Genomic DNA, 24,047 nt, shown 5'->3' with positions numbered 1-24,047 from the left:
CCTTCTGTTTGACTTCAACTGGATAACTCACTCTTGTCCCCATAGAAAAAACACCTCCTTGTTTTATTTCGGATCACAACGGTCCGTTTTCAAACTTGAAGGTGTTTTTTATTTGTCTCATATTATGGGGTCAGTCCCCTTATTTGGCAAGTGCTTTTTTAACGATTCCGCTTTAACTTTTTGAGTGCATCGTATTTTCCATACTGCTTTTTGAATTCTGTATATAGCTCGTCCAGTTGAATAAAGCAGTGATATTGGGTAGGCTTTAGCAAAATGAACTCTAATCGTTCTGTCCAGTTAATAGGAGCAACAGGAAACATCTGTTGTTTAATATCCTCCCAATCAACCGTTTGAAGCCGCTCCCCTTTGATCCAGTAAAACATTGCAATCATACTGACGATTCCTTGCAGCATATCATCCTCTTCACAGCGGGATTTTCTTGTTTGAAAACGAGGAAGCATTTTTTCTTTTAATTCATTCCAAAGCTCGAACATCACAGGAACACACTCTTCTGTTTTCTGCCACGGAAGCCCGTCTGTTAAAGGTTCTGACGATAGATCAAATGCGAGTGGATTGACCCTTAGGATATCTAATCGTTCGCCTTTTATCTCTGTCTTTTTCTCTTTTAGCTTTTCTACATATGAGGTGAAAACAGCTGCCGCACTCATGCTAGCTTCACCAGCCCTTTTTTCAGCCTCTTCTGCCCTTCTCTACACATATCGAGCAGCGGACAAGATGCACATTGCGGCCGCTGCGCCTTGCAATGATATCTACCAAAAAAGATCAGACGATGATGGGTGACGGACCAATCTTCTTTTGGCACCTTCTTCATTAATGTCTGCTCTACTTCGAGAACAGAATCCTTCCAGCGGCAAATCCCAAGGCGTTTACTAACTCGTTCTACGTGTGTGTCTACAGCAATAGCCGGAATCCCAAAAGCGACTGATACCACAACATTTGCTGTTTTTCGTCCAACACCTGGAAGCTTAACTAGCTCGTCTCGGCCCCTTGGTACTTCACCGCCAAATTCTTCAATCAGCATTTTACTTAATTTTTGAATGTTTTTCGCCTTATTTCGATAAAGACCAATTGAGCGAATATCTTGCTGCAATTCTTCAAGCGGCACACTTAAATAGCCTTCTGGTGTTTTATACTTTTGAAATAATGTTTTGGTCACTTTGTTCACAAGAACGTCTGTACATTGAGCAGAGAGTGCAACAGCAATCACAAGTTCAAATGGATTAGAATGAACAAGCTCACACTCTGCCTCTGGAAACATGTCTCCTATGATTTCTAAACACTCATTGATTTGTTTTTTTGATAACATGCCTTCTCCTTTATTGGTTATTGTTCCAGCCAATTATAAAAAGGAACTTGTCGTTTATAAGATGAAGTCTCTTCTTTTAATGGTGGTGATTTTTGCTGTGAACGGAAATGCTGGCTATGTTCTTTTGCTTCTTCCGCTGTTTTCAGCCCTTTCTTTTTCCACTCAAACAAAATTCGATCGATATAACGGAAATTTAATTTTCCTGATAAAACCGCTTCTCTTAGTGCTAAACGAATCATTGCCGCATCATGGTGATCTTGATCCATCCAAATAGAGAGTGTTTCTCCTTCAAGAGGAGACAGTGGTCTGCCGAATTCTTCTTCAAATAGTGCATATAAAGACTTTTCGGCCTGTACATAATCCTTCTGTGTTTCTTTCGCTTGTTTTGCTTCTAAAAAGTCATATAGCATGCCCCATAAAGGCTCTACTGAGTAGCGGTCATGCTGAATGCCAGACCTGTCTTCAAACGGCTGAATCGAAATAAATCCCTTTTGGATCAAATGCTGAACCATATATGCACACTCTTCCGCTGATATGGTCATGCCATTAGATAGTTCTTCAAATGTTTGAAAGAAAACGCCTTGTTCTTCGTTCATTTTAATCTTTAGCATCACGATCATTTGTGATTCATTCAGTCCTAGCTGCTCATAATGAGCTATCAGCAAATTAGGCAAACTTGTTGATCCCATTTGCTGCATATCAATAAATTGCTGCCTATTCATCAGATACACCTCTTCACATTCAGTATATCACGTTTTATTTTACGTGCCCCAAGAAAAGACATTTGAAAAAGCCTCCATATGTTGGAGGCTTTCACGTCTTAAGGGTATAAACGGTTTAATAATCTTGGGAATGGAATGGTTTCACGCACATGCGGCGCTCCACTAATCCAAGCAACAGTACGTTCAAGTCCAAGTCCAAAACCTGAATGCGGTACAGAACCATATTGTCTTAATTCTGTGTACCATTTGTAAGTTTCTTGATCTAAACCGTGTTCTTTTAATCTTGCTTCAAGTAGCTCTAAATCATGAACACGCTCAGAACCGCCGATAATCTCCCCATAGCCTTCTGGTGCAATTAAATCTGCACAAAGCACTACATCTTTACGGTCTGGTGATGGCTGCATATAAAACGGTTTTAATGTTGTTGGGTAATGAGTAATAAATACCGGTTTATCATAGCTTTCAGCGATCGCAGTTTCATGAGGCGCCCCGAAGTCATCTCCCCATTCAATATCATCAAATCCTTTATCCTGCAAGAATTTAATCGCTTCATCATAAGTAATACGCGGGAATGGTGCTTTGATATTTTCTAATTTTTCTGTATCACGGCCAAGTGTATGCAGCTCCACTTTACAATTTACTAGTACATTTTGAACAACGTGAGACACATAATTTTCTTGGTACTCAAGGTTTTCATTAAATTCTACAAAAGCCATCTCAGGCTCGATCATCCAAAACTCGATCAAGTGGCGTTTTGTTTTAGATTTTTCCGCTCTAAATGTTGGGCCAAATGAAAATACTTTTCCTAAAGCCATCGCAGCAGCTTCCATGTAAAGCTGTCCACTTTGAGACAAATAAGCATCTTCATCAAAGTATTTGGTAGCGAATAGCTCAGTTGTTCCTTCAGGTGCACTTCCTGTTAAGATAGGTGGATCCACTTTAACGAAACCTTCTTGATGGAAAAACTCATATGTAGCACGAATAATTTCGTTACGAATTTTCATAATGGCATGCTGTTTTTTTGAACGAAGCCATAGATGACGGTGATCCATTAAGAATTCTGTCCCATGTTCTTTTGGGGTAATTGGGTAATCTGTTGCTTCGTGAATGACTTTAATGGATTTGACTTGCAGTTCAAAACCAAGTGGTGAACGCTCATCTTTTGTGACTTGTCCTGTCACATATACAGATGTCTCTTGTGTGACTGATTTCGCAAGCTTAAAGACATCCTCTTCCACTTCTGCTTTTACAACGACTCCTTGAATAAAGCCCGTCCCGTCACGCATCTGCAAAAATGCAATTTTTCCGCTTGAACGTTTATTGGCAATCCATCCGCCGATTGTTACTTCTTCATCGACGTGTTTGAACACTTGATTAATGGTTGTTTTCAACATATTTCCCTCCAAAGCCAGAAAGAAACTCACCTTTTTTTCAGGTGTGAATCTTTTTTCACAATTATTATAACCGTTCTAAATCAGCATGGTCAACGCAAGACTGGTGAAACTACGGTGTTAAATTTTTTTCCACTCGGCCTGTTGTAAAATCGACATAGCTGAAGCTATATTGCTTGTTCTCATTCAAGTAGGTCACTTCCCAAAGGAGTACGTCACCTTCTCTTGCTAATTTGACGTCCTTTAGCTTAGAAACGGTGTTCTCCTTTTGAACAGCTTGTACTGCTTGGTTTGAGGTCATTCCTTCTTTTGCTTTTTTTGTGATCACTTTTTCTTTTTTGCTAGCAGGTACCCATACATACATCGTTTCATTTTGTTTGTTTTTTCCTTCAACAATAAATTGTTTTTCTTTCCCGACAAAGGTTTCCACTTCATCTACTTGTACTAATTTTCCTTGTTCTTTTGCTCGTTCAATCGCTGCCTCATGACCTTGTTCTTTTTGACCCATTGCAATCTGATATATCCAAGCAAAGCTAATGATGCCAATGAGTAAAACGAAAGCCACAATGGACGAAATAATCCAGACTATTCTTTTCATGTCAAGCTTCCCCTATGCGCGATAAATTGTAAATATCGCTTGATTTTGATCTTCTTGATCTAATGCTAATCCAAACATAAGATCTTCTCTTTTAAGCGTTCTGTTCAACAAGTCAACGATTTTGTAAAGATCTTCAGAATGCTGAATTTGAACAGTTGAAAGTACCTCTATTTTACTTTCCACTTTTTAATTCCTCCTCGGTACGTAAATATTGTTAGTCATACTTTTCTACGTGGGAACGGATACTATTTTTACAACGGAACACAAAAAGCCGTTACGATAAATTAACTCCAAACCCACACCAGCTAAAGGCCGCTTATGAAAGCGGCTTTTCGTTGTTTAGCTTCTCTATATACGCCGTAAGTGACTCTTTTGACATCTCATGGACAGGCGCATGAGGGAGTGATTTTAAAAATAGTTTTCCGTACGAAGCGGTTTTCACTCGACGGTCTAAGATCAGCAATGTACCAATATCTTTTTCAGAGCGAAGCAGGCGCCCTGCTCCTTGCTTAAAGGTTAACACAGCTTCTGGAAGAGCGACAGCTTTAAAAGGATTCTTTCCTTGTTTTTTAGCAGCTTCACATTTTGCTTCAATAAGCGGTGAATCAGGCGGCCGAAAAGGAAGTCTTGCCATAATGACAGTCGTCAGCTCTGAGCCTGGAAAATCGACTCCTTCCCAAAAACTGCCCGTACCCAGCAAAATCGCTTGCTTTGTTAATTTGAACATTTTCGTCAATTTCACAGGACTTCCACCTGTCAGACCTTGAGCAAACAGGGTCGAATGCATGCCTTCTGTTTTTAGCTCTTCATATACTGCTTTTAACATTTCATGTGAATTAAACAAGATCAATATCTTCGCTTGATGCTGCTTCTCCATGATCTTGACATATCCTGCTACTTGCTTCACATAGTCTCGTTCATCAAGATTTGTGATCGCTGGCATGTCGGTCGGTACAACAACCTTGAGCTGTTTTTCAAGTTTAAAAGGTGAATCAATTTGGACAAGGTGCGGGTAAAAATCTTGCAACCCAAATCGCTCCAAGCAATAATCAAAACGATGATTGACTGTAAGCGTTCCTGATGTGAGGACCACACTTTTTTTGTTCATAAAAAATAGATCAGCCAAAAGCTCCCCAGTATCTAGCGGCTGTGCATACATAAATACAGCATTTTTGGCACCCTTTGCATCAATTTCAATCCAAACAGTTTCATCATTTTTCGGTTCAAAAATAAACCGGTACAGCGTACTGCAAAATCTATGCATAAACGACATGACTTGATCGTATTCCTCGGCTACAAAAGCAAAGTGGTCTGTAAGCTGATCACTTTTTTGAAGAAGCTCATTTTTTTGCTGCTCATAAAGCTTTTCACATGCAATTAACAAGGAACAGAGTTTACTCGCTGTCTCTTTAATCCGTTTCCACTGAGCATGTTTTGAATGATGACGCACTCTATGAATGAGACGATTAATGTCCGCTTTTGGTTTTGTCCTTTTGACAAAAGAGTGGACTGTGCTAAAAAATGCGTCACTTTCCATTTGAAGCTGATTGAGATATTCATCCATTTCGATAAAGGTATCCGTCTGTAAACCTGCGGCATGAAATCTCTTTTTCAGTTTCTTTAACAGCCCGCCTTGTAAGGAGCCTAGCTGCGTTAATTTCGCATGAAGCTGAATATAAGAGGCACTGTCACCCAGTGTTTCATTAGCTGTTTTCTCAAAATGATGGGCCTCATCAATGACATACACGTCTGCATGCTGAAAGTTAGATGATGTTTCCGTTTGTGATAAAAGCAGGCGGTGATTCGTTAAAATTAAATCGGCTGTTTGTGCTCTTTTTTTGGCCCGTTCATAAAAGCAATATTCTTTAAAGCGACGCTTTTTCGATGTAAACGGCATGTGCACACAGGAACTTCGATCTTTTATATTGGTTGCTCCTGACGGTAAATTCAATTCAGATAAATCACCCGTCTCTGTTACAAGCAGCCACATTAATATTTGGGCTTTTGTTAAGACTAAATCATAGTTATCATCTTCCTCATGCAGTACATGCTCAAACTTATCTAAACAAATATAATGCGCTCGCCCTTTGAATACACAGGCAGTTGGCTCGAATGGGAGCAATTGATTTAAAAGCGGGATATCGCGCTGAAGCATTTGCTGCTGCAAAAGAATAGAATATGTACTGATAATGACTGGCTTTCCTGATTTCTTTGCCTCTAATGCAGCTGGAATGAGGTAAGCTAGCGTTTTCCCAATGCCGGGTGCTGCTTCAATTAATGCGTAGGCTCTTTCATGAAACACATCTCTCACTTTATTCATCATTGTGAGCTGACCTTCTCTTACTTCATAGCCTTCTAACGTTAGCGGAAGCTTTTCTTTTATCTCTTCAAACAGCCGCTCGTCATCTGCGTCTACTGAATGTGTCGTCTCAGTCATGTGATTGGTCACATCTTTTACAGCAAATGAGCCGACTTCAACAAAAGGATTTTCCTGACTAGAATGACTCACCTCAAGCTGCTTAATTAACACTCCTATATCACTTAAGAGATATGACGATAATCTGCGCAGCTGCTTTAACACATTTGGCGGTATAAGTTTCAATTTTTGTAACAGGGTTAAAAATAACATAGCAGTAACTTCCGCATCACTATCCGCTCGGTGCGGGTGGTCATGTGGAAGCATAAGCTCTTCACTTAATTCAGTTAGCTTATAGCCTTCAAGTTGAGGATATAGAATTCTAGAAATTTCAACTGTATCAATTGCTAGCACATCCAGCTCATTTTTCCCGCATGCTTTCAGTTCATCATTTAAAAAGTTCAAGTCAAAATGGACATTGTGTGCAACAAAATAGTCACCCTGTATGAGGTCATATACCTGTTGGGCAATGTCCTCAAAAAACACCGCATCGTCAACCATGTGCTGTTTAATCCCTGTCAGCTGTTCAATAAATCCAGGGATCGCCTTTCCTGGATTCACATATCTTGAATATCGTTCGACAATTTGTCCATTTTCAATGACCACCGCAGCAATTTGAATGATTTTATCACCCTTCTTTGGTGAATTTCCGGTGGTTTCAATATCAACGACAACAAACCTTTGATCGGTCATAAAATGGACACCTCAATTCCTCGTTCCACTCTAAGTGAAACACGCTCTGGGCAATATAGCTGAAACAGAACAGCTTCTTTTCATGAAACTGTTCTGTTTACATGTTATAAAATCGTTCTCGCGGGCTCTTGCCCAATCATTTGTTCAATTTGATTTTGTTTATTTAACACGACCACTTTGGGTGTATGTGTCTTTGCTTCTTCTTCTGAGAGCATCCCATAAGCGATAATAATGACTTCATCTCCTGGCTGAACCAATCTTGCCGCCGCACCATTTAGACAAATGACACCGCTTTTTCTTTCACCAGGAATTATATATGTCTCAAGTCTAGCTCCATTGTGATTATTGACAATTTGCACTTTCTCATTTGCCATCATGCCTGCCGCATCAAGTAAATCTTCATCGATTGTAATACTGCCTACATAATGTAAATTTGCTTCTGTCACAGTTGCTTTGTGGAGCTTTGAGGTCATAAAGGTTCTATACATGTTTTTCACCGCTTTCAGGAACATAGAAAATCACATTATCAATCAGTCTTGCATGAGAGAACTTCACAGCAATAGCAATAATCACCTTACCTGTTAGCTGCTGAAGTGGTTCAAGTTCTGGATAGGAGTAAATCTCAATATAATCAATTTCTCCACTTGTTTGAAGAAGCTCCTCTTCAACTAACTGATAAATACGATGTAGATCACGTTCTCCTTTTTCAACAGCTGACTGTCCTTTTTTTAAGGCCCGGTATAGAGCGGGTGCTTCCTGTCTTTCGGTCTTAGACAAATAGACATTTCTTGAGCTTTTCGCTAAACCGTCTTCTTCTCGAACTGTTGGAACAGACACAAGGTGAAGGTCAAAGAAGAAATCCTTGATCATCCCATCTATCACAGCGACTTGCTGTGCATCCTTTAGACCAAAGTATACATTTGTTGGTGCAACGAGATGAAACAGCTTTGTGAGCACAGTGACAACGCCGTCCAAGTGCCCTGGACGTTTCTTCCCGCATAAGACATCAGTACGCTTTTGAACAGTCATCGTAATAGATGGTTCATCTTGATACATTTCTTTCACATCAGGTGTAAATAAAATATCCACTCCCGCTTCCTCTGCAAGGCGCTGGTCTCTTTTTATATCTCTTGGATAGGATTCAAAGTCTTCGTTCGGTCCAAATTGCAAAGGATTGACAAAAATGCTCATCACCAAAATGTCATTTTGTTCTCTTGCCTTTTTTGCCAAAGTCATGTGTCCTTCATGAAGGAAGCCCATTGTTGGGACAAAACCGATAGAATGCTGCTTCTTTTGATGCTGCTTTATGAGTTCTTTTAGCTCATGAATATGGGTAACAACGTTCATTTCTTGATTCCCCCATATAAACCATCAAGGACTTCTTCTTTGATATGAAATGTGTGTGCTTCCTCTGGAAATGTACGTGCTTTTACTTCTTTCGTATATTGTATGAGCGCTTCTTCTAGTACAGCATCGAGTTGCGCGTATTGTTTCACAAATTTAGGTATTCTAGACACCCCGTAGCCTACCACATCATGGTAAACGAGAACTTGTCCGTCCGCTTCAGCTCCTGCACCAATTCCAATGACAGGAATCTTCAGAATGTCGGTAATACGTTTTGTCAGTTCACCAGGTACGCATTCTAGTACAAGTGCGATCGCACCTGCTTCCTCACATTTCAGACTATCTTCAATCAATTTCTGAGCACTCTCTTGGTCTTTTCCTTGCACTTTATACCCGCCAAGTACACCGACTGATTGAGGTGTGAGTCCTAAATGACTGACGACAGGAATTCCGCCTCTTGTCAAAGCTTGAATGGATTCGAATACTCCGTCTCCGCCTTCTAGCTTCAGGGCATCAGCACCGCTTTCTTGCATGATACGTGCTGCATTTTTCATCGTTTCTTCTAATGAATAATGATAAGACATAAATGGCATATCGGTCACAATAAATGTATCTTTTGCGGCTCTTTTGACTGCTTTTGTGTGATGAATCATATCATCTATCGTCACTTGTACTGTTGAATCAAGTCCAAGTACGACCATCCCAAGTGAGTCACCAACTAAGATCATGTCGACTTCCGCTTTTTCGGCTTGCTTTGCAGCTGGATAGTCGTATGCTGTCAGCATCACAATAGGTTCGTTTTGTTCTTTCATTTTGAAAAAATCTAGCTTTGTTTTCATTTGTTCCTCCTCATTCTGGAGAGGAAATGGCTTGCCTCACATCACATGCTCTTTTCTCTCATGCGCGGGCAAATCATCCCTCTGTCCAAGTCCCTTAGGATCAAGGCAGAAATTTATCAATTTTTTCTTCCTAACAGGTACAGTTCTTTTTCAGATACTGCCCACACGAAGTATATCAAAAATGTGCCGGGTGTTCCACTTAAGTTGACTTGGTCTCTATGTCTGCGGAGTAGATTTTTTGGATACCCTCCGTCGTTTCAAGTAATAGGACACCTTCATCATTGATTCCGAGCGCCGTTCCTGTATATTGCCCATTGACGGTGCAGGCGACAATATGTTTACCGATGGTCATCGTATACGATTCCCATAATTGTTTGATCGGTGCAATTCCGTGCTTTAGATAATCATCATACCTTCTTTCGAAGATGTACAAAATGTTTTGAATCAGCGCAGCTCTGTCTACCTTTTCATTCAGTTCCATTCGTACACTTGTAGCTACATCCTTTAGTTCATCAGGAAAATCATCTGTCATTTGGTTCACATTTATGCCTTGGCCGATAATCACCGCATGAACCTGGTCAGCTTCTGCCTTTAATTCAGTTAGAATGCCAACGACCTTTTTTCCGTTTAACAAGATATCGTTTGGCCATTTAATGGAGGGACTGAGTCCTGTTTTCTGCGCGATTGCTTCTGTGATAGCTACAGATGCCAAAAGCGTCATTTGCGGTGCTTTGTGTAATGGGATTTCAGGCCGGAGAATCAGACTCATCCAAATGCCTGTCCCATTTGGTGAATGCCACGTTCTTTGAAGGCGCCCTTTTCCGTTTGTCTGATGATCACTGACAACAAGCGAGCCGTGGGGGGCTCCTTCATTTACAAGGTCATGGGCGATAAGCTGAGTTGATTCGACTTCTTCTTGAAAGTAAATGTGTCTGCCAAATTCTTCTGTTTCTAGACCAAAAAGAATTTCGTCCTCACTAATTTTGTCCGGTTTACGAAGCAGGCGGTATCCTTTTCTTCTGACGGCCTCTACCTCATAACCTTCTTTTCGTAAATCCTCAATATGCTTCCATACAGCCGTTCGGGAGCATCCAAGCTCATTACATAATTGCTGGCTCGAAACAAAATCTTGCTCAGAGGTGGTAAACAATTCAATTAATCGTTTTCTAATTGCTGATCGCATGCTATGAGCCACTCCTCTATGGCTTCTTTTCGGTTTTTTAAACGGTTTTGCAGAACTGCTTTCTTCACTAAATTAAGCTCTTCTGCAATCCATTTACCTGATGTCTTTTGCCGAAAGGCCATTAAATCTTTTCCTGAAACTGCAAGATCTTGAAGCTTTTTAATAGACAGGGATTCATATGAACGCTTCGCCGCCTCCAGCTCGTCAAAGAAAATGCGGCGCTCATGCTTTAGCTGCGTAATTTTCAAACTGGATAATAGCACGTGTTCACCAACTTCAAACATCTTTTCCGCATCCCAGTCACAATCGACATATTTACTGATGGCAACCGCCTTTTTTAGGAGCTTCGTTGACAACTTCCATTCTTTTAATAAGGACACAGCCTCTGTCTCATCTAGACGAAGCAAGTGGATAAAGGATCCCCATACCTCTTCTAGTCCATCTAATAAATAATATGGAAATGCTTGCAGGGATTGATTGAGCCTATTCGCTTTGAGACCTGGCAATTCTTCATACAATTTCGTTGAGATGAGCACCTTAATTGCTTGCTCACAATAGCGACCTTTTAAAAGCTTCTCCATTTCAATCTTTTTGCGCTCAACAGATATGTTGGCAAGCAGATGCTTATCTTTTTTCATCGCATCAGCCATTTCAGCAGACAGCTCAAAGCCGAGCTGACTTAAAAAACGGACGGCTCTCATCATGCGAAGCGCATCTTCTTGAAAGCGGCACGCAGGATCTCCAACGGTTTGAATTCGTTTCCGATCAATATCCTGTTTGCCTCCTACATAGTCAATGATCTCACCATTTATATCCATGGCCATCGCATTGATCGTTAAATCTCTTCTTAAAAGATCTTCTTTCAATGATGAGATAAACTCTACTTCCTTAGGTCTGCGAAAGTCTTCATATTCTGATTCACTTCGAAACGTAGTGACCTCATAGCTGACCCCATCATGTAAGACTATGACTGTGCCATGCTCCTTACCAACATCAACCGTTTTATGAAATAAAGACTCCACTACATCAGGTGTTGCATCTGTCGCAATATCAATATCTCCAATTTCTCGCCCTAAAAGGACATCTCTCACTGCTCCACCAACAAAGTAAGCCTGATAACCATGTTCGTGCAATGTATGTAAGACAGGGATAGCATGTGTGAATGGTTCATTCATCTTCATCATCACCTTCGATCAATTCTAGGTAAAGCTCTTCATACTCTCTCACAATTTTTTCAGAAGAGAAACTGACATGGACGCTTGACTGTGCTGCCATCGACACTTGTTGATGCATCGCTTCATCCTTGAGTAACGAGATCGCATATTTTGCTGCTCCGTCTATATCGCCGAGCGGGACAAGAAATCCTGTCTCTCCATGAGTAATGACCTCTGGAATTCCACCAACATCTGTCCCAATACAAGGTACCCCGCATGCCATTGCTTCAAGAAGTACAAGGCCAAAGCTCTCCTTCTCAGAAAGCAGCAGCTTCAAATCACTAATCGAATAAAGCTCCTCCACCTTCTCTTGCTTTCCTAAAAATAACACGCGGTCAGTCAGTCCTAGCTTTTTCACGAGTTCACATACAACCGATTTTTCAGGACCATCACCAATGAGCAACAGCTTTGCATGCACCTGTTCAGAAATCTTTTTAAAAACATGAATCACATCATGCACCCGCTTCACTTTTCGGAAATTCGATACATGGATAACGACTTTTTCGTCCTGTAAAAGGCCATAATGTTTCTTCAGCACATCGTGATCTTCACGCAAATAAATACGCTCATCGACGAAATTATGGATCGTATCGATTTTTTTATCTGGTTTAATCAAATCGTACGTCTGTGCGGCTAATGAATTTGACACAGCCGTTACGCGGTCAGATGATTCGATCGCAAACCGGATCACTTCCTTTAATGATGGATCATAGCCTAAAACCGTAATATCTGTCCCGTGAAGCGTGGTGACGACATTAACAGAGTGTCCTGTCATTTGCTTCGCTAAGAACGCACAGACAGCGTGCGGAACCGCATAATGCGCGTGAATAATATCCAACTTCTCTCGTTTTGCTACATCTGCTAATTTACTTGCTAGTGCAAGGTCATAAGGTGGATATTGAAAAACAGCATATTGATTGACATCAACCTCATGAAAATAAATATTCGGATACACTTTATTGAGTCTAAACGGAATGCTAGAGGTGATAAAATGAACGTCGTGCCCTTTTTCAGCTAAACGTTTTCCAAGCTCTGTGGCAATAATCCCTGAACCGCCGACGCTTGGATAACAAGTGATTCCGATCTTCAACTTCTTCATATTTACCCTCCGAGTAAGTCATCATCAATCAAAAGTGGTTTCTTTGTCAGAAACCCTTCTGCATAAGCTTTATTGACTTCCCTTCCATACATAGACTCTCTCATTTTGACAAAATCAATATAACCATTCACAAGCGGTGTCTCCACAGAATGCACCGATTTGACAAATTGGCTTTGATACGCATGTAAGCTATCGATTTTTTGGCTCATCTCACTAGAAATATCGATCACAAAATCTGGACGTTGATGACCGTTAATCATGTAATAATACATCTGGCTTATTTTATGCGCTGGCTGCTTGTATGAATCTTCAAATTTACGTATACCTGCAGAAAAAGCTGCCTCTTCTACAAGTGAGCCCGCATGACCATGATCAGGATGTCGATCTTGGTGGTGCGGGGCAAAAATAAGTCGTGGTTTGTATGTTCGAATGACGCCCGCAATTTCCTTTATCGCTTCGTCATTCAGATAAAGTCCTCTATCTGGCAGCGTGAGCTGGATTCGAGTCGTCACTCCTAAAATAGCTTCTGCTTCTTTTGCCTCTTCTTTTCGGCTGTTCACCGTGCCATTTGAGGATAATTCAGCCTGGGTCAAGTCGCAAATCCCGACACGCGCCCCTTTTTTTACGTATTTTGCAATCGTTCCACCCATTCCGATTTCTACATCATCGCTATGGGCACCGAATGCAAGGATGTCAAGTCGTTTCATTTGTTCCTCCGTTTTTTGCTACATCTCGAAAATCAAACGTACCTTTATTTAAATTCCTGACTAAAATTTCAGCTGTTCCCATATTGGTTGCTAATGGGATGGCATACACATCGCAAAGCCGGATGAGTGCCGATACATCTGGTTCATGCGGCTGTGCGGTTAGCGGATCTCTAAAAAAGAGCACAAGATCCATTGCATTATTAGCAATTAAAGCACCAATCTGCTGATCTCCTCCAAGTGGCCCTGATTGGAAACGATGGATGGGAAGCCCAGTCGCTTCTTTCACTCTCAAACCTGTTGTCCCTGTTGCATAAAGTGTATGATCTGCCAAAATATCACGGTACGCAATGGCAAACTGAATCATGTCACTTTTTTTCTTATCATGAGCGATTAAAGCAATGTTCATCAGGAATCCACTCCTTATTAGTCGATGATATTTTCTAAACCATAAACGAGTTGGTCAATGTGCATGACTTGTTCCACCGAAAGCTTCACACCTGACATAAATGAGGCACGGTTATACGAATCATGACGAATGGTCACAGTCTGTCCATCCATCCCAAACAGTACTTCTTGATGTGCAATCATGCCCGGAAGCCTTACGCTGTGCAAACGGATGCCATCGTAATCTGCTCCTCGTGCCCCTTCGATTAATTCTTTTTCTTCTGGATGTCCCTGCTTTTTGCTTTGTCTTACTTCTGCAATCATTTCAGCTGTTTTTAGGCCCGTACCGCTCGGGGCGTCCAGTTTTTTATCATGATGAAGCTCAATGATCTCAACGTCAGGAAAGTAATTTGCTGCCATTTTGGCAAACTTCATCATTAAAACAGCACCAACAGCAAAGTTAGGTGCAATAATGCATCCTATGCCCTTTTCTTCTGTTAATTGCTGAAGCTGCTTCAGGTCAGCCTCTGAAAAACCAGTTGTGCCTACGACTGGACGCACGCCATGTTCAAGCGCTTTTTTCGTATGTACTTTTCCGCTTTCTGGTGTCGTCAGATCAATTAATACATCGGGTGCTGTCTCTGAAAGACACACATCAATATCCGTATATATTGGCGCATGAGATGTCGTATGAATCACATCAGATAATTTTTTCCCTTCGTGTCTATGATCAAGTGCTGCCACTAGCTCAAAATGGTTTGTTTCTTCTGCCAGCTTGACAGCCTCTATCCCCATTCTTCCTCTTGCTCCAGCGACTACTACTTTGATGGTTTGGTTCGTCATCGTCTCTACTTCCCTTCCTTTTTCGTCCAGCGGTCTTTGTCTCTTGTATTGAATTTATGCATCACACGATCATGAGCTTCTTCAAGTGAAATATTGAGTGAATTCGCCAGACATGTTAACACAAACAAAACATCGCCAATTTCTTCTTCCATGCTTTTTTCCGTTTCAGTTGTTTTTTTCGGCTTTTCTCCATAATAATGGTTAACCTCTCTTGCTAGCTCACCCAACTCTTCTGTCATACGGGCCATCATGGCAAGTGGGCTGAAATAGCGTTCTTTAAATTGTCCTATATAATCATCTACTTCTTGCTGCACATGGCGCAGTGTTTTTTCTTTCGTCATGAAGCTCATCCTCCTATCCGTCTCTTACATGTTAGCGAAATCATAAATATTTGACAAATGTTTAAAACTCGGTTTGCTAGTTTCTCTCCCATACCATATAATATTATCGCTGTCTAAGCAAAAAAAGGAGGGATCTTTTGCTAAAAGAAATTCGTTTTAAAAACATCGTATTTATTTTAATAGGGTCTGCGATTTTTTCTTTCGGTCTTGTTCATTTTAATATGCAGAACAACTTGGCGGAAGGCGGATTTACAGGTATTACACTGCTTTTATATTTTCTATTTCACATTGACCCTTCCATTTCAAACCTTGTCTTAAACATTCCAATCTTTTTTATCGGCTGGAAAATGCTTGGAAGAACCATGTTTACCTATACAATTGTAGGAACAATCAGCCTTTCTGTCTTCCTTGCCATCTTCCAGCGCTTTCAAATACATATGCCTCTCCAGCACGATTTAGCCTTAGCTGCACTCTTTGCAGGGGTGTTTATCGGAACTGGCCTTGGGATCATCTTTAAATTCGGTGGTACTACAGGTGGCGTCGACATTATTGCAAGACTGATCAACAAGCATTATCAGGTGGCAATGGGAAGGACAATGTTTATCTTTGACGCATGCGTCATTACCATCTCTCTCACCTTTTTAAATTACAAAGAAGCCATGTATACACTCGTTGCAGTCTTTGTCGCTGCGAAAGTCATCGACTTCATGCAAGAAGGCGCTTACGCAGCCAAAGGGGCCATGATTATTTCAGAAAAGGATGATATCATTCAAAAGAAAATCACAGAGGAAATGGAACGCGGAGTGACCATTTTAAAAGGCGTTGGCTCCTATACGAAACAGGAACGCAATGTCCTTTATTGTGTCGTTCCAAAAAATGAGCTTGTTCACCTCAAAAGCGTCGTGACATCAGTTGATCCTCATGCATTTGTCTCAGTGAGTGACGTGCATGACGTACTTGGTGAAGGCTTCACATTAGATGAACATAAAAAGCCACTCAATCCCCATTAAAAAAAGAAGCCCCAAATGTTAGACACAATCTAACATTTGGAGGTATCTTAAAGTCTGAATTTATGTACCTAAAAGCATTTGAGAACATCGACCACTTTAAGCAAGAACTTGAGCAATATATTGATTACTACAATTAAAAACGAATAAAGACAAAACTAAAAGTCATGAGTCCCATACAATATCGAACTCATGACTCGAAAGCTGTCTAATAAAAACCCGTGTCCAAATTTAGGGGGTCACTTGAAAAATGGTGCTTCTTTTTTTATGACTTTGGGTAATCAGCTTGCCGCTTTTGCTTCTTTTCTTTTTCAGCACGGTATTTTCGGAACCCAACATACGTTAACGTTAATAAAATAATACTTCCTGTTGTTAAGATGACCCATAAAAGTGATGGATCGGCTTCATCTTGATCGACGTGAGCAAACACACTCGATAAATCCTCTTCCAGCTTTGTGAGGCGCTCAAGCTTTGTCCCACTAGATGCTTTTAAAAATTCCCCTTGTTCGATCACTTCCATGTGCTGCTTAATGGTTTGAAGCTTTTCTGGCGAAATATCGATGGTTAAACTCGGATAAATCATATCGTATAAAGAAACCAGCTCATTCCAAGTTTCATAGAACATCGTCGATTCTGGATCTTTCACTTCCTTTTTCAAAGTAAGAAAAGATTCCATAATGGGCTTTTCGAGCGAACCCCACAGAGGTTCAGAGTCTGATTGAATCGCATCGAGCAGCATTCTAAACTGAGAGGCATAACGAAGTTTTTCGCGCTCATTCAAGTCTTCCTGCGGGAGCCCTTTAATCATATCTTGATAGCCAAGTGTAATTTGCCGCACCTGTGTATTCGGTAGAGTTCCATGCCAATTCTCAGCTTTAAATGTCTTTTCAACATACAATGCGACTTGTAATGCTTCATCATATTTAGCTTGTCTCGTTAATTGAAAGATTGAATCTGATAGTTCCGTTAATTCTTGCAGCGCTATAGCGGCTGTATCCTCACCTTTAGCAGCAGCTGGATGACATACGAGAAAAAATAATAGAATCATCGCGATTGGCTTTCGTTTCATGCAAGTCCCTCCTAGCCCTTCTCTATACAGCGTATGAAGAAAAGGACAAGGTTAGACCAACATTGTTAAGGGAGTTCAAGCTTGATCGATTTTTTGGATATGACGAGATAATACGAGACAAGAAGAACAGCGATACTTAACCAAAACGTGACATAGCCGATCTCATTCGAATACGCAGAAAGCATAGAATAACGCGGCATCATACCAAATACATAATCAATCACATCATTATGTAAAATCCATATGCCAGCTACAACCAAATGGCGCATCTGAAAACGATAATACGGCGCAAATAAAACCGCCTGAACCGCCATGGCAAAGTGTGAACCAATCAGCATATACCCTTCCCACGGAAAATCATCAACAGATAAAAGAACGAAGATATTCATCCCTACCGCCCACAACCCATATTTGATCAAGGTTACGAGGGCAAGTGCTTCAAAATAAGGGGCGCGACGTTTCATCAGAAATGCAAGTAATACAAATAAAAAGAAAAAGCTTGCCGTTGGGCTGTCTGGAACAAAAGGTAAAAAGATAGCCGGCGTCTCTACGATCTGCGGAATATACCAGTAGTATCCATACACAGTGCCAACAAAGTTAACAATGAGCACCAGCACAAGCATGTAGCGTGTGGCTAGCAGATATTGAATCCATCTCATATTTCTCTTCACTCACGATCTGTTAAAATCAGAAAAAAAGCTGACTGCGCCAGCTTTTTTCTCTTTTGAGTATATCCTTGTACTTGCATTTAAACAACTGAATTATTTAGATTTGACCTCAGATAAATATTTAGAAAGCTTTTCAAGCTCTTCATCGCTGCCTTTAAAGATACCCTTAGGCATGTTGCCTTTTCCTTCTACAGCGATTTTAGCGATTTCCTCAGGAGCTAGGCCATTGTCAACAAGTGACGGTCCAGCTGCACCGCCCTGCATATTATCACCGTGACAGGAAATACACGTCTGCTCTTGATAAATTTTATACTCTTCGGCTGAAGTGTCAATCTCCGCTTCTTTCTTAATTTCACCTTGTTTCGCAGCTGCTTCCCAATCATGAGTAGCAACAGACTCCCAAGTTAAATAGGTTGCTGCACCAACTGCAAGGATCATCATCCCGACTGCAATCGGTCTTCTATACGGTCTGCGTTCAGAACCAGAATCAAGAAATGGTGCGAGCAAAAGTGCACCAAACGCAATTCCCGGCATAATCATTGCGCCAACTACAGTATAGCTTCCTGCAGCAAATTCATATTTTAATAACTGGTACAAAAATAGAAAATACCAGTCTGGCAGCGGAATATAGCCAGTATCTGTTGGATCAGCCATCCGCTCAAGCGGAGGTGCATGAACAACAGTTAGGACAAGAAATCCAATTAAAAAAACGGCACCTACAAGCCATTCCTTTAAAAGAAAGTTCGGCCAAAAGGCTTCTGTTTTTCCCGGATATTCGGAATAGTCTTTAGGTATGTTAGGTTTTCTTTCTGCCGGAATTCTGGAATCTCCGACAAACTTCATCCCTTTTCCCCTATGCAAAGTCATCCCCTCCTCATAGAACATTCATCAAACGCATATTTTATAGCGGTCCAGAAATTCCTTGCTTACGAATCATAATAAAGTGGGCAGCCATGAGCCCAAATAATGCCGCTGGCAAGAAAAAGACATGGATAGCAAAAAATCTCGTCAGCGTTTGTGCTCCTACAATGTCAGGATGACCTGCAAGCAGCGTTTTAATCTCTTTTCCAATGAAAGGTGTCGCCTCTGCAATTTGAAGACCAACCTTCGTTGCAAACAGCGCCTTCATATCCCATGGTAAAAGATAACCTGTAAAACCAAGTCCAAGCATCACAAAGAAAATGAGCACACCAACAATCCAGTTTAGCTCTCTAGGCTTCTTATACGCCCCTTGGAAAAAGACCCTTAGCGTATGTAAAAACATCATGACAATAACTAGGCTCGCACCCCAATGATGCATTCCTCTGACAATCTGTCCGAATGCCACTTCATTTTGCAAATAATAAACAGATTCCCATGCATTTTTAATGTCCGGTACATAATACATCGTTAAAAACATGCCCGAAAGGACTTGAATTACTGTCACAAAAAACGTTAAACCGCCAAAACAATACACAAAGGCGGAGAAATGATGCGCTGGATTGACGTGCTCTGGCACCTCATGATCCGCAATATCTCTCCATATCGGTGTAATGTCTAGCCGCTCATCTACCCAATCATAAATCTTGTTAAGCATCGTTACCCTTCCCCTTTCGGCACAGCTTTTCCAAGATAGAGGTATCCGTCCTTCACTTGCTGCTTATAATGGTCAAGCGGTGCAAGCGGTGGAGTTCCGGGTACGTTTGTACCATCCTTGTCGTACAGCCCATAGTGACATGGGCAGAAAAATTTGTTTGGATTTTTCGGATCACTGTTCCAGTTCACTGTACATCCTAAATGTTTACAGATTGGCGATAAAGCGACAATTTCATCTCCTTCTTTGTACACCCATGCTGACCTAGATTCCTTTGACTCATACCACGCGTCAACTTGATCAATTTTAAAGTCAAAGCGCTTTGGTTCATTTGTCAGTTCATCCACACTGACAACTTGAACCATATCCTGCTCCTCTGTTCCTTTTAGCACAGGGTCAAGCGCAAAGCGAACCATAGGCATGAGCATTCCAGCGGCCATAAATCCCCCCACGCCTGTCAACGTGTAATTCAAAAATTGACGCCTGGACACTCCATGTCTCTTCTCGCTCATTTTTTTCCCCCCCTCAGGTCGTCAGCTACTTTATAACTGAATTAGAAAAAATTTCATAAAACTAGGACACCCTCATAATATATCAATCTATTCACAAGGTCAACAGCCTAAAAAGCTATGTACAATGCAAATGTAAGGGTTTTTATGAAGGGTTCCACTTTTGTAACAAAAAGTTCAAAATTTGTTCTACACTGTCTTGAATGATTTTTTGCTTTAATTCGACCTTTAGATGCTCTAGCGGAACCGGCTTCAACATAAATGCCGATTCACTCATTTCTAAGTACTCTTTCCAATTGTGATCGGATGTGATAAACACAACATGCTGAAAATGTTCTTGTAAAGACTGTTTAACCGCAAGTATGTCTTCTTGCTTACGATCATTTATTTCTAAATATGTATGAGGAGGAAAAAGAAATACTCGCCCTTTCAGCTGCCTTTCAAGTTCCTCTGCTACAAGTATTGTAAACTCACCTAAAGACACGCTTTGTTTGATTTGGCCTGCATCCATTCCAACTAATGGAATGATAGCGGTATCAATGTAATCTTTAGATTTCAAGAAGCGATCAGTATCCTCCGCCTGAAACTTCATCTATTTCCCCTCTTTCATGACATAAGCCCTGCCTGTATGGGCAAGGCTTATTGGTTCAGTTTATGATAATAGGCTCAATTCTTTTGCTAACTTATTAAATGTTTCTTGATCATGACGGTCAAGGGCTTCATCTATTTCTTTCATGAGTCGTTCTTTTTGAAAAGTAGCGATAGAGTGCTCTAGCACTTTCTCAGCGAGATCCTTATCTTTTTCATTTTCATAAAGATCCTTAGGAATATGCGGATTTGTTTCAAGGACTGCTGCATATTCCGGCGAACGAAAAGCAGAACGGAAATTCAATTGAATAAACAAATCCTGCTGTTTATTCAAACGAATATCATGGAATGATTTCTCAGCATCTGTCGTCATAATGTTTTCTTTATAAAATCTAAAGGGAACTTCATCCACACAGTGTGTTGACATGATAATTCCCCTTGGGCAAAATTCTGCTTGCTCTACAAAATGAACCTTTTCCATCAAAGAGTCGTGACTCATTAAATAATTTAATATCCAAACACACTCTCTTCGCTTTAACTGATAATGGTTTAAGAACCACCGGATAAATTCCTTCTTTTCATTGACAGAAACAGGGGTCTGCATGTTATTCCCTCCTCTATCGTAAATTAAATTGCTATACATGAATTATTCAACAAACCAGTTCTTCATTCCTGCATACTATAAGGAAAATTCATCTTCAATTCTTAAAATCGTTTCTTCAATTTCTTCGTTCGTGCCATCTTTCTGAAGAACTTTTCGTAATAACGGCAATGCTTCTTTCTGTCTGCTTTCTTCTAAAAGAAACGAAGCGTATTCATATAAAAAGTCACGTTCCTCATTAAAATCAGGGAGAGCAAGCTTGAAGTACTCGGCTGCGTCTTTGTATTCCTCTCGTCCAACAGAAGCAGAGGCAGCAAACCAATTCCATTTTGGATCCTCTTCCCCAAAGCTTTTAACCTCTTTAATGACATCCAGGATTTCATCAAATAGCTCTTCATTTAAATAGATCGCAAGTAGCGTTTGAATCGCTTCAATATATCCTGGATCAAGAGCAAGTGCTTTTTGAAGCAGTTTTTTCGCATCTTCCGAATCCCCAGATTTTAAATCAATCTTTGCAGCATATAAGTATAATTCTTTGTTATACTCATCAATTTTAATACCCTCTTTTACTACCTCTAAAGCCTCTTCATATAGACCTTCTTCCTCATAACTTTTCGCTAAAGGCATATAAAGAGACGAATAAGACGGATCAATATCCTTTAGTTCTAAAAACTGTTGTATGGATGTTTTCGTTCTGCCAGCTCTCATCGCTGTAAGTCCGTAACCAAAGAGTGTATTCGGATCTGCTTGATCCTGAACTGCCTTTTCGTACCATTCAAGCGCATCCTCAAATTCTCCAGCTGTGCTTAACGATTCAGCGAGCCGCTGGTATACATTGACACCGCCAATCTCATTTTGTTGATTAGCAACTTTGTAGTAATAGTCGGATGCTTTCTTTGAAAGACCTTGAGAAAAATACAATTCACCTAATGCAAAATCAATGATAGCTTCATTCGGAAGTAATTCTTTCGCTTTTAAAAGCTTTTGTTCACTAACTTCAAATAGTCCTTGCATTTGATATAAATCTGCCATTAACAATAAACTCTCTGGATAAGCATCGTCATCTTCAGAAATCGTTTCTAATACAGCAATCGCCTTCTCTTCTTCATCTGAATCAATTAATAGCTCTGCATAAAAACAGGTTAAACCGGTTTCCTCTGGGTATAATTCATGTAAATCACTGATAAGATTCCGCGCTTTGTCGATATCTCCCCAGTCATAGTATAGCTGAGCTGCCTGTGCTTTTTCTTCATCATGCAAATACTTTTCTGCTTGAGCAAGTGTTTGGAGTCCTTTTTCAGTCTCACCTGCCTCTACTAATTTTATGGCTTCTTGTAATGAACTATTCAAATCAAACCGTTCCTTTCTGTTTCCACAAACCTAAACTGTTGTTACTTCATATCATAATCGACAGCTACACATCCAGCAAATATGTTGCTCTTTTTAAATGAACCCATTTTTGTGTTTTAAAGACTCTTTTTCGTTTCATACTTTACTAAACTGACGATTTGTAAACCGTAGGCGCTCAAAAATCATTTTTTATCGAGCAAAATGATTTTTTTCAAGGTTTCACCTTGAGACAAGCTATGCTATATTTTTTTCAAATATGCAAAAGGAAAGAAAAAGCCTGAGGACATCCTCAGACTGTTTTCGTTAAATATTCAATGTGTTCAAAGAAATTTGGATAAGATACATGTACTGCATCTGTATCTTCAATCTGGACTGATTGCTCTGTGATACACGCAGCAATCCCTAACATCATGCCGATCCTGTGATCTCCATAGCTTGAAACGACTGCGCCACCCTTAAGCATCGTTTTCCCATGAATCTTCATTCCGTCATCTGTTGCTTCAATATTAGCACCAAGTTTTTTGAGTTCTGAAACCACTGTATCAATTCGATTGGTTTCTTTTACTTTTAACTCAGCGGCATCTTTAATAATCGTCGTTCCTTCCGCTTGGGTAGCAAGGAGCGCAATAATAGGAATTTCGTCTATGAGTCTGGAGATCATATCACCAGAAATTTCAATGGCTTTTAATGAAGAGGTAGAGATCGTTAAAACACCGTATGGTTCTCCGCCTTTGGCATCCACTTCATTGATATCCAAGTTCGCACCCATTTGTTTCAGCACATCAATAATACCAGTTCTTGTTTTGTTTAAGCCGACATTTTTCAATATAATCCGGCTGTTTGGAACGATAGATCCAGCTACTAGGAAGAATGCAGCTGAAGAAATATCTCCAGGGACAAATATATCTGTCGCTTTTAACGTTTGTCCTCCTTCAATGGAAACACTTTGTGCATCTTCATGTAGCGAGACACCAAACATTGAGAGCATTCGTTCTGTATGATCTCTTGATTTATGTGGTTCAGTTAACGTCGTCGTTCCTTCTGCTTGAAGTCCAGCTAAAAGAACAGCAGACTTAATTTGTGCACTAGCAACAGGAGACTGATAAGAGATGGCTTTTAAATTGCCTCCACGAATAGAAAGCGGCGTATATTCACCATTTGCTCTGCCATCTATCTTGGCACCTAATTGTTTTAGTGGACCTGTTACTCGTTTCATTGGTCTTTTAGCAATACTTTCGTCACCGATCAGCGTACTGTGAAACTCACAACCTGCTAAGATCCCCATCATTAAACGAATGGTTGTACCAGAATTACCAACATCGAGGATGTCACTCGGCTCCTTAAGCTCTTTGAGCCCCTTGCCGTGAATGACAACATCGGTCCCTTTTTGCTCGATGTCAACGCCCATCTTTCTGAAACAATCAATCGTATTTAAACAATCGGCTCCAGGAAGAAAATTTTTCACCACGGTGGTTCCATCAGCAATTGCACCAAACATCACTGATCTATGAGAAATGGATTTATCACCTGGAATATGAATTTCTCCTTTCATAGGAGCATTTTTATGAATTTTCATATTTG

Annotated in this window: 27 protein-coding genes and 1 pseudogene; 2 read left to right on the top strand and 26 right to left on the bottom strand. The window is 40.5% G+C overall.

The window, feature by feature from the left end:
- Positions 1–158: 158 nt before the first annotated feature.
- The 17 genes from LC033_RS09165 to LC033_RS09085 form a co-directional block, all read right to left on the bottom strand.
- Positions 159–668 carry a YpoC family protein gene (locus LC033_RS09165; protein WP_226567960.1) on the bottom strand — a complete coding sequence of 170 codons (510 nt, stop codon included), beginning with the start codon at positions 666–668 and terminating at the stop codon, positions 159–161.
- The gene (gene nth, locus LC033_RS09160) at positions 665–1,327 is read right to left on the bottom strand and encodes an endonuclease III (protein ID WP_226567959.1); all 663 of its coding nucleotides are present in this window, start codon (positions 1,325–1,327) and stop codon (positions 665–667) included. Before nth ends, LC033_RS09165 begins: the two co-directional genes overlap by 4 nt.
- 17 nt (positions 1,328–1,344) lie before the next feature.
- Positions 1,345–2,049, bottom strand: a complete 705-nt coding sequence (locus LC033_RS09155) for a DnaD domain-containing protein (protein WP_226567958.1) — start codon at positions 2,047–2,049, stop codon at positions 1,345–1,347.
- A gap of 98 nt (positions 2,050–2,147) precedes the next feature.
- Complete coding sequence (asnS, locus tag LC033_RS09150) at positions 2,148–3,440, bottom strand: asparagine--tRNA ligase (protein ID WP_226567957.1); 1,293 nt, start codon at positions 3,438–3,440, stop codon at positions 2,148–2,150.
- A 112-nt stretch (positions 3,441–3,552) separates the two neighbouring features.
- Entirely contained in the window at positions 3,553–4,038 is a 486-nt protein-coding gene (tseB, locus tag LC033_RS09145; protein WP_226567956.1) for a cell wall elongation/penicillin-binding protein regulator TseB, read from the bottom strand.
- A 12-nt stretch (positions 4,039–4,050) separates the two neighbouring features.
- The gene (locus LC033_RS09140; protein WP_226567955.1) at positions 4,051–4,221 is read right to left on the bottom strand and encodes a YpmA family protein; all 171 of its coding nucleotides are present in this window, start codon (positions 4,219–4,221) and stop codon (positions 4,051–4,053) included.
- Positions 4,222–4,354: 133 nt separating this feature from the next.
- A complete protein-coding gene (locus LC033_RS09135; protein WP_226567954.1) occupies positions 4,355–7,147 on the bottom strand; it encodes an ATP-dependent DNA helicase DinG, 3'-5' exoribonuclease type in 2,793 nt (930 codons plus the stop codon).
- A 104-nt stretch (positions 7,148–7,251) separates the two neighbouring features.
- Positions 7,252–7,635 (bottom strand): aspartate 1-decarboxylase, encoded by a 384-nt coding sequence (panD, locus tag LC033_RS09130; protein WP_024422780.1) that lies wholly within the window; start codon positions 7,633–7,635, stop codon positions 7,252–7,254.
- On the bottom strand, positions 7,628–8,494 hold the full coding sequence (gene panC, locus LC033_RS09125; RefSeq protein ID WP_226567953.1) for a pantoate--beta-alanine ligase: 867 nt from the start codon (positions 8,492–8,494) through the stop codon (positions 7,628–7,630). The genes panD and panC overlap by 8 nt, the downstream gene beginning before the upstream one ends.
- A complete protein-coding gene (panB, locus tag LC033_RS09120) occupies positions 8,491–9,330 on the bottom strand; it encodes a 3-methyl-2-oxobutanoate hydroxymethyltransferase (RefSeq protein ID WP_226567952.1) in 840 nt (279 codons plus the stop codon). Before panB ends, panC begins: the two co-directional genes overlap by 4 nt.
- A gap of 199 nt (positions 9,331–9,529) precedes the next feature.
- Entirely contained in the window at positions 9,530–10,513 is a 984-nt protein-coding gene (locus LC033_RS09115; protein ID WP_226567951.1) for a biotin--[acetyl-CoA-carboxylase] ligase, read from the bottom strand.
- Positions 10,486–11,688: a CCA tRNA nucleotidyltransferase gene (locus tag LC033_RS09110; RefSeq protein ID WP_226567950.1), complete on the bottom strand. Its 1,203-nt coding sequence runs from the start codon at positions 11,686–11,688 to the stop codon at positions 10,486–10,488. Before LC033_RS09110 ends, LC033_RS09115 begins: the two co-directional genes overlap by 28 nt.
- On the bottom strand, positions 11,681–12,826 hold the full coding sequence (gene bshA, locus LC033_RS09105; RefSeq protein ID WP_226567949.1) for an N-acetyl-alpha-D-glucosaminyl L-malate synthase BshA: 1,146 nt from the start codon (positions 12,824–12,826) through the stop codon (positions 11,681–11,683). Before bshA ends, LC033_RS09110 begins: the two co-directional genes overlap by 8 nt.
- Positions 12,827–12,828: 2 nt before the next feature.
- A complete protein-coding gene (gene bshB1, locus LC033_RS09100) occupies positions 12,829–13,533 on the bottom strand; it encodes a bacillithiol biosynthesis deacetylase BshB1 (protein ID WP_226567948.1) in 705 nt (234 codons plus the stop codon).
- Complete coding sequence (gene mgsA, locus LC033_RS09095; protein WP_226567947.1) at positions 13,520–13,939, bottom strand: methylglyoxal synthase; 420 nt, start codon at positions 13,937–13,939, stop codon at positions 13,520–13,522. The genes bshB1 and mgsA overlap by 14 nt, the downstream gene beginning before the upstream one ends.
- Before the next feature lie 17 nt (positions 13,940–13,956).
- Entirely contained in the window at positions 13,957–14,760 is an 804-nt protein-coding gene (dapB, locus tag LC033_RS09090) for a 4-hydroxy-tetrahydrodipicolinate reductase (RefSeq protein ID WP_226567946.1), read from the bottom strand.
- A 5-nt stretch (positions 14,761–14,765) separates the two neighbouring features.
- Positions 14,766–15,101, bottom strand: coding sequence for a nucleotide pyrophosphohydrolase (locus tag LC033_RS09085; protein ID WP_226567945.1), 336 nt, complete (start codon positions 15,099–15,101; stop codon positions 14,766–14,768).
- A gap of 137 nt (positions 15,102–15,238) precedes the next feature.
- Here LC033_RS09085 and LC033_RS09080 point away from each other — a divergent pair, with 137 nt between their 5' ends.
- Positions 15,239–16,111, top strand: a complete 873-nt coding sequence (locus tag LC033_RS09080) for a YitT family protein (RefSeq protein WP_226567944.1) — start codon at positions 15,239–15,241, stop codon at positions 16,109–16,111.
- 35 nt (positions 16,112–16,146) lie between these two features.
- Positions 16,147–16,320, top strand: a pseudogene (locus LC033_RS09075) (IS3 family transposase); the annotation flags it as partial.
- 53 nt (positions 16,321–16,373) lie between these two features.
- Here the strand turns inward: LC033_RS09075 and ypjB are convergent.
- The 9 genes from ypjB to aroA form a co-directional block, all read right to left on the bottom strand.
- Entirely contained in the window at positions 16,374–17,177 is an 804-nt protein-coding gene (ypjB, locus tag LC033_RS09070; protein WP_226567943.1) for a sporulation protein YpjB, read from the bottom strand.
- Between the two features lie 65 nt (positions 17,178–17,242).
- Positions 17,243–17,836: a lipoprotein heptaprenylglyceryl N-acetyltransferase LhaT gene (gene lhaT / locus LC033_RS09065; RefSeq protein WP_226567942.1), complete on the bottom strand. Its 594-nt coding sequence runs from the start codon at positions 17,834–17,836 to the stop codon at positions 17,243–17,245.
- 102 nt (positions 17,837–17,938) lie between these two features.
- Positions 17,939–18,706, bottom strand: a complete 768-nt coding sequence (locus LC033_RS09060; RefSeq protein ID WP_226567941.1) for a menaquinol-cytochrome c reductase cytochrome b/c subunit — start codon at positions 18,704–18,706, stop codon at positions 17,939–17,941.
- A gap of 40 nt (positions 18,707–18,746) precedes the next feature.
- On the bottom strand, positions 18,747–19,421 hold the full coding sequence (gene qcrB, locus LC033_RS09055) for a menaquinol-cytochrome c reductase cytochrome b subunit (protein WP_003215804.1): 675 nt from the start codon (positions 19,419–19,421) through the stop codon (positions 18,747–18,749).
- Between the two features lie 2 nt (positions 19,422–19,423).
- Positions 19,424–19,930, bottom strand: a complete 507-nt coding sequence (locus LC033_RS09050; RefSeq protein ID WP_226567940.1) for a ubiquinol-cytochrome c reductase iron-sulfur subunit — start codon at positions 19,928–19,930, stop codon at positions 19,424–19,426.
- Positions 19,931–20,072: 142 nt separating this feature from the next.
- Positions 20,073–20,519, bottom strand: a complete 447-nt coding sequence (locus LC033_RS09045; RefSeq protein ID WP_226567939.1) for a YpiF family protein — start codon at positions 20,517–20,519, stop codon at positions 20,073–20,075.
- Between the two features lie 60 nt (positions 20,520–20,579).
- The gene (locus LC033_RS09040; protein ID WP_226567938.1) at positions 20,580–21,119 is read right to left on the bottom strand and encodes a ReoY family proteolytic degradation factor; all 540 of its coding nucleotides are present in this window, start codon (positions 21,117–21,119) and stop codon (positions 20,580–20,582) included.
- 75 nt (positions 21,120–21,194) lie between these two features.
- Positions 21,195–22,466, bottom strand: a complete 1,272-nt coding sequence (locus tag LC033_RS09035; RefSeq protein ID WP_226567937.1) for a tetratricopeptide repeat protein — start codon at positions 22,464–22,466, stop codon at positions 21,195–21,197.
- 289 nt (positions 22,467–22,755) lie between these two features.
- The gene (gene aroA / locus LC033_RS09030) at positions 22,756–24,042 is read right to left on the bottom strand and encodes a 3-phosphoshikimate 1-carboxyvinyltransferase (RefSeq protein WP_226567936.1); all 1,287 of its coding nucleotides are present in this window, start codon (positions 24,040–24,042) and stop codon (positions 22,756–22,758) included.
- Positions 24,043–24,047 lie beyond the last annotated feature (5 nt).

Source organism: Bacillus stratosphericus (genome assembly GCF_020524495.1).
GTDB lineage: Bacteria > Bacillota > Bacilli > Bacillales > Bacillaceae > Bacillus > Bacillus stratosphericus_B.
Note: the sequence above shows the minus strand (reverse complement) of the source record. Positions and strands in the feature narration are given on the sequence as shown.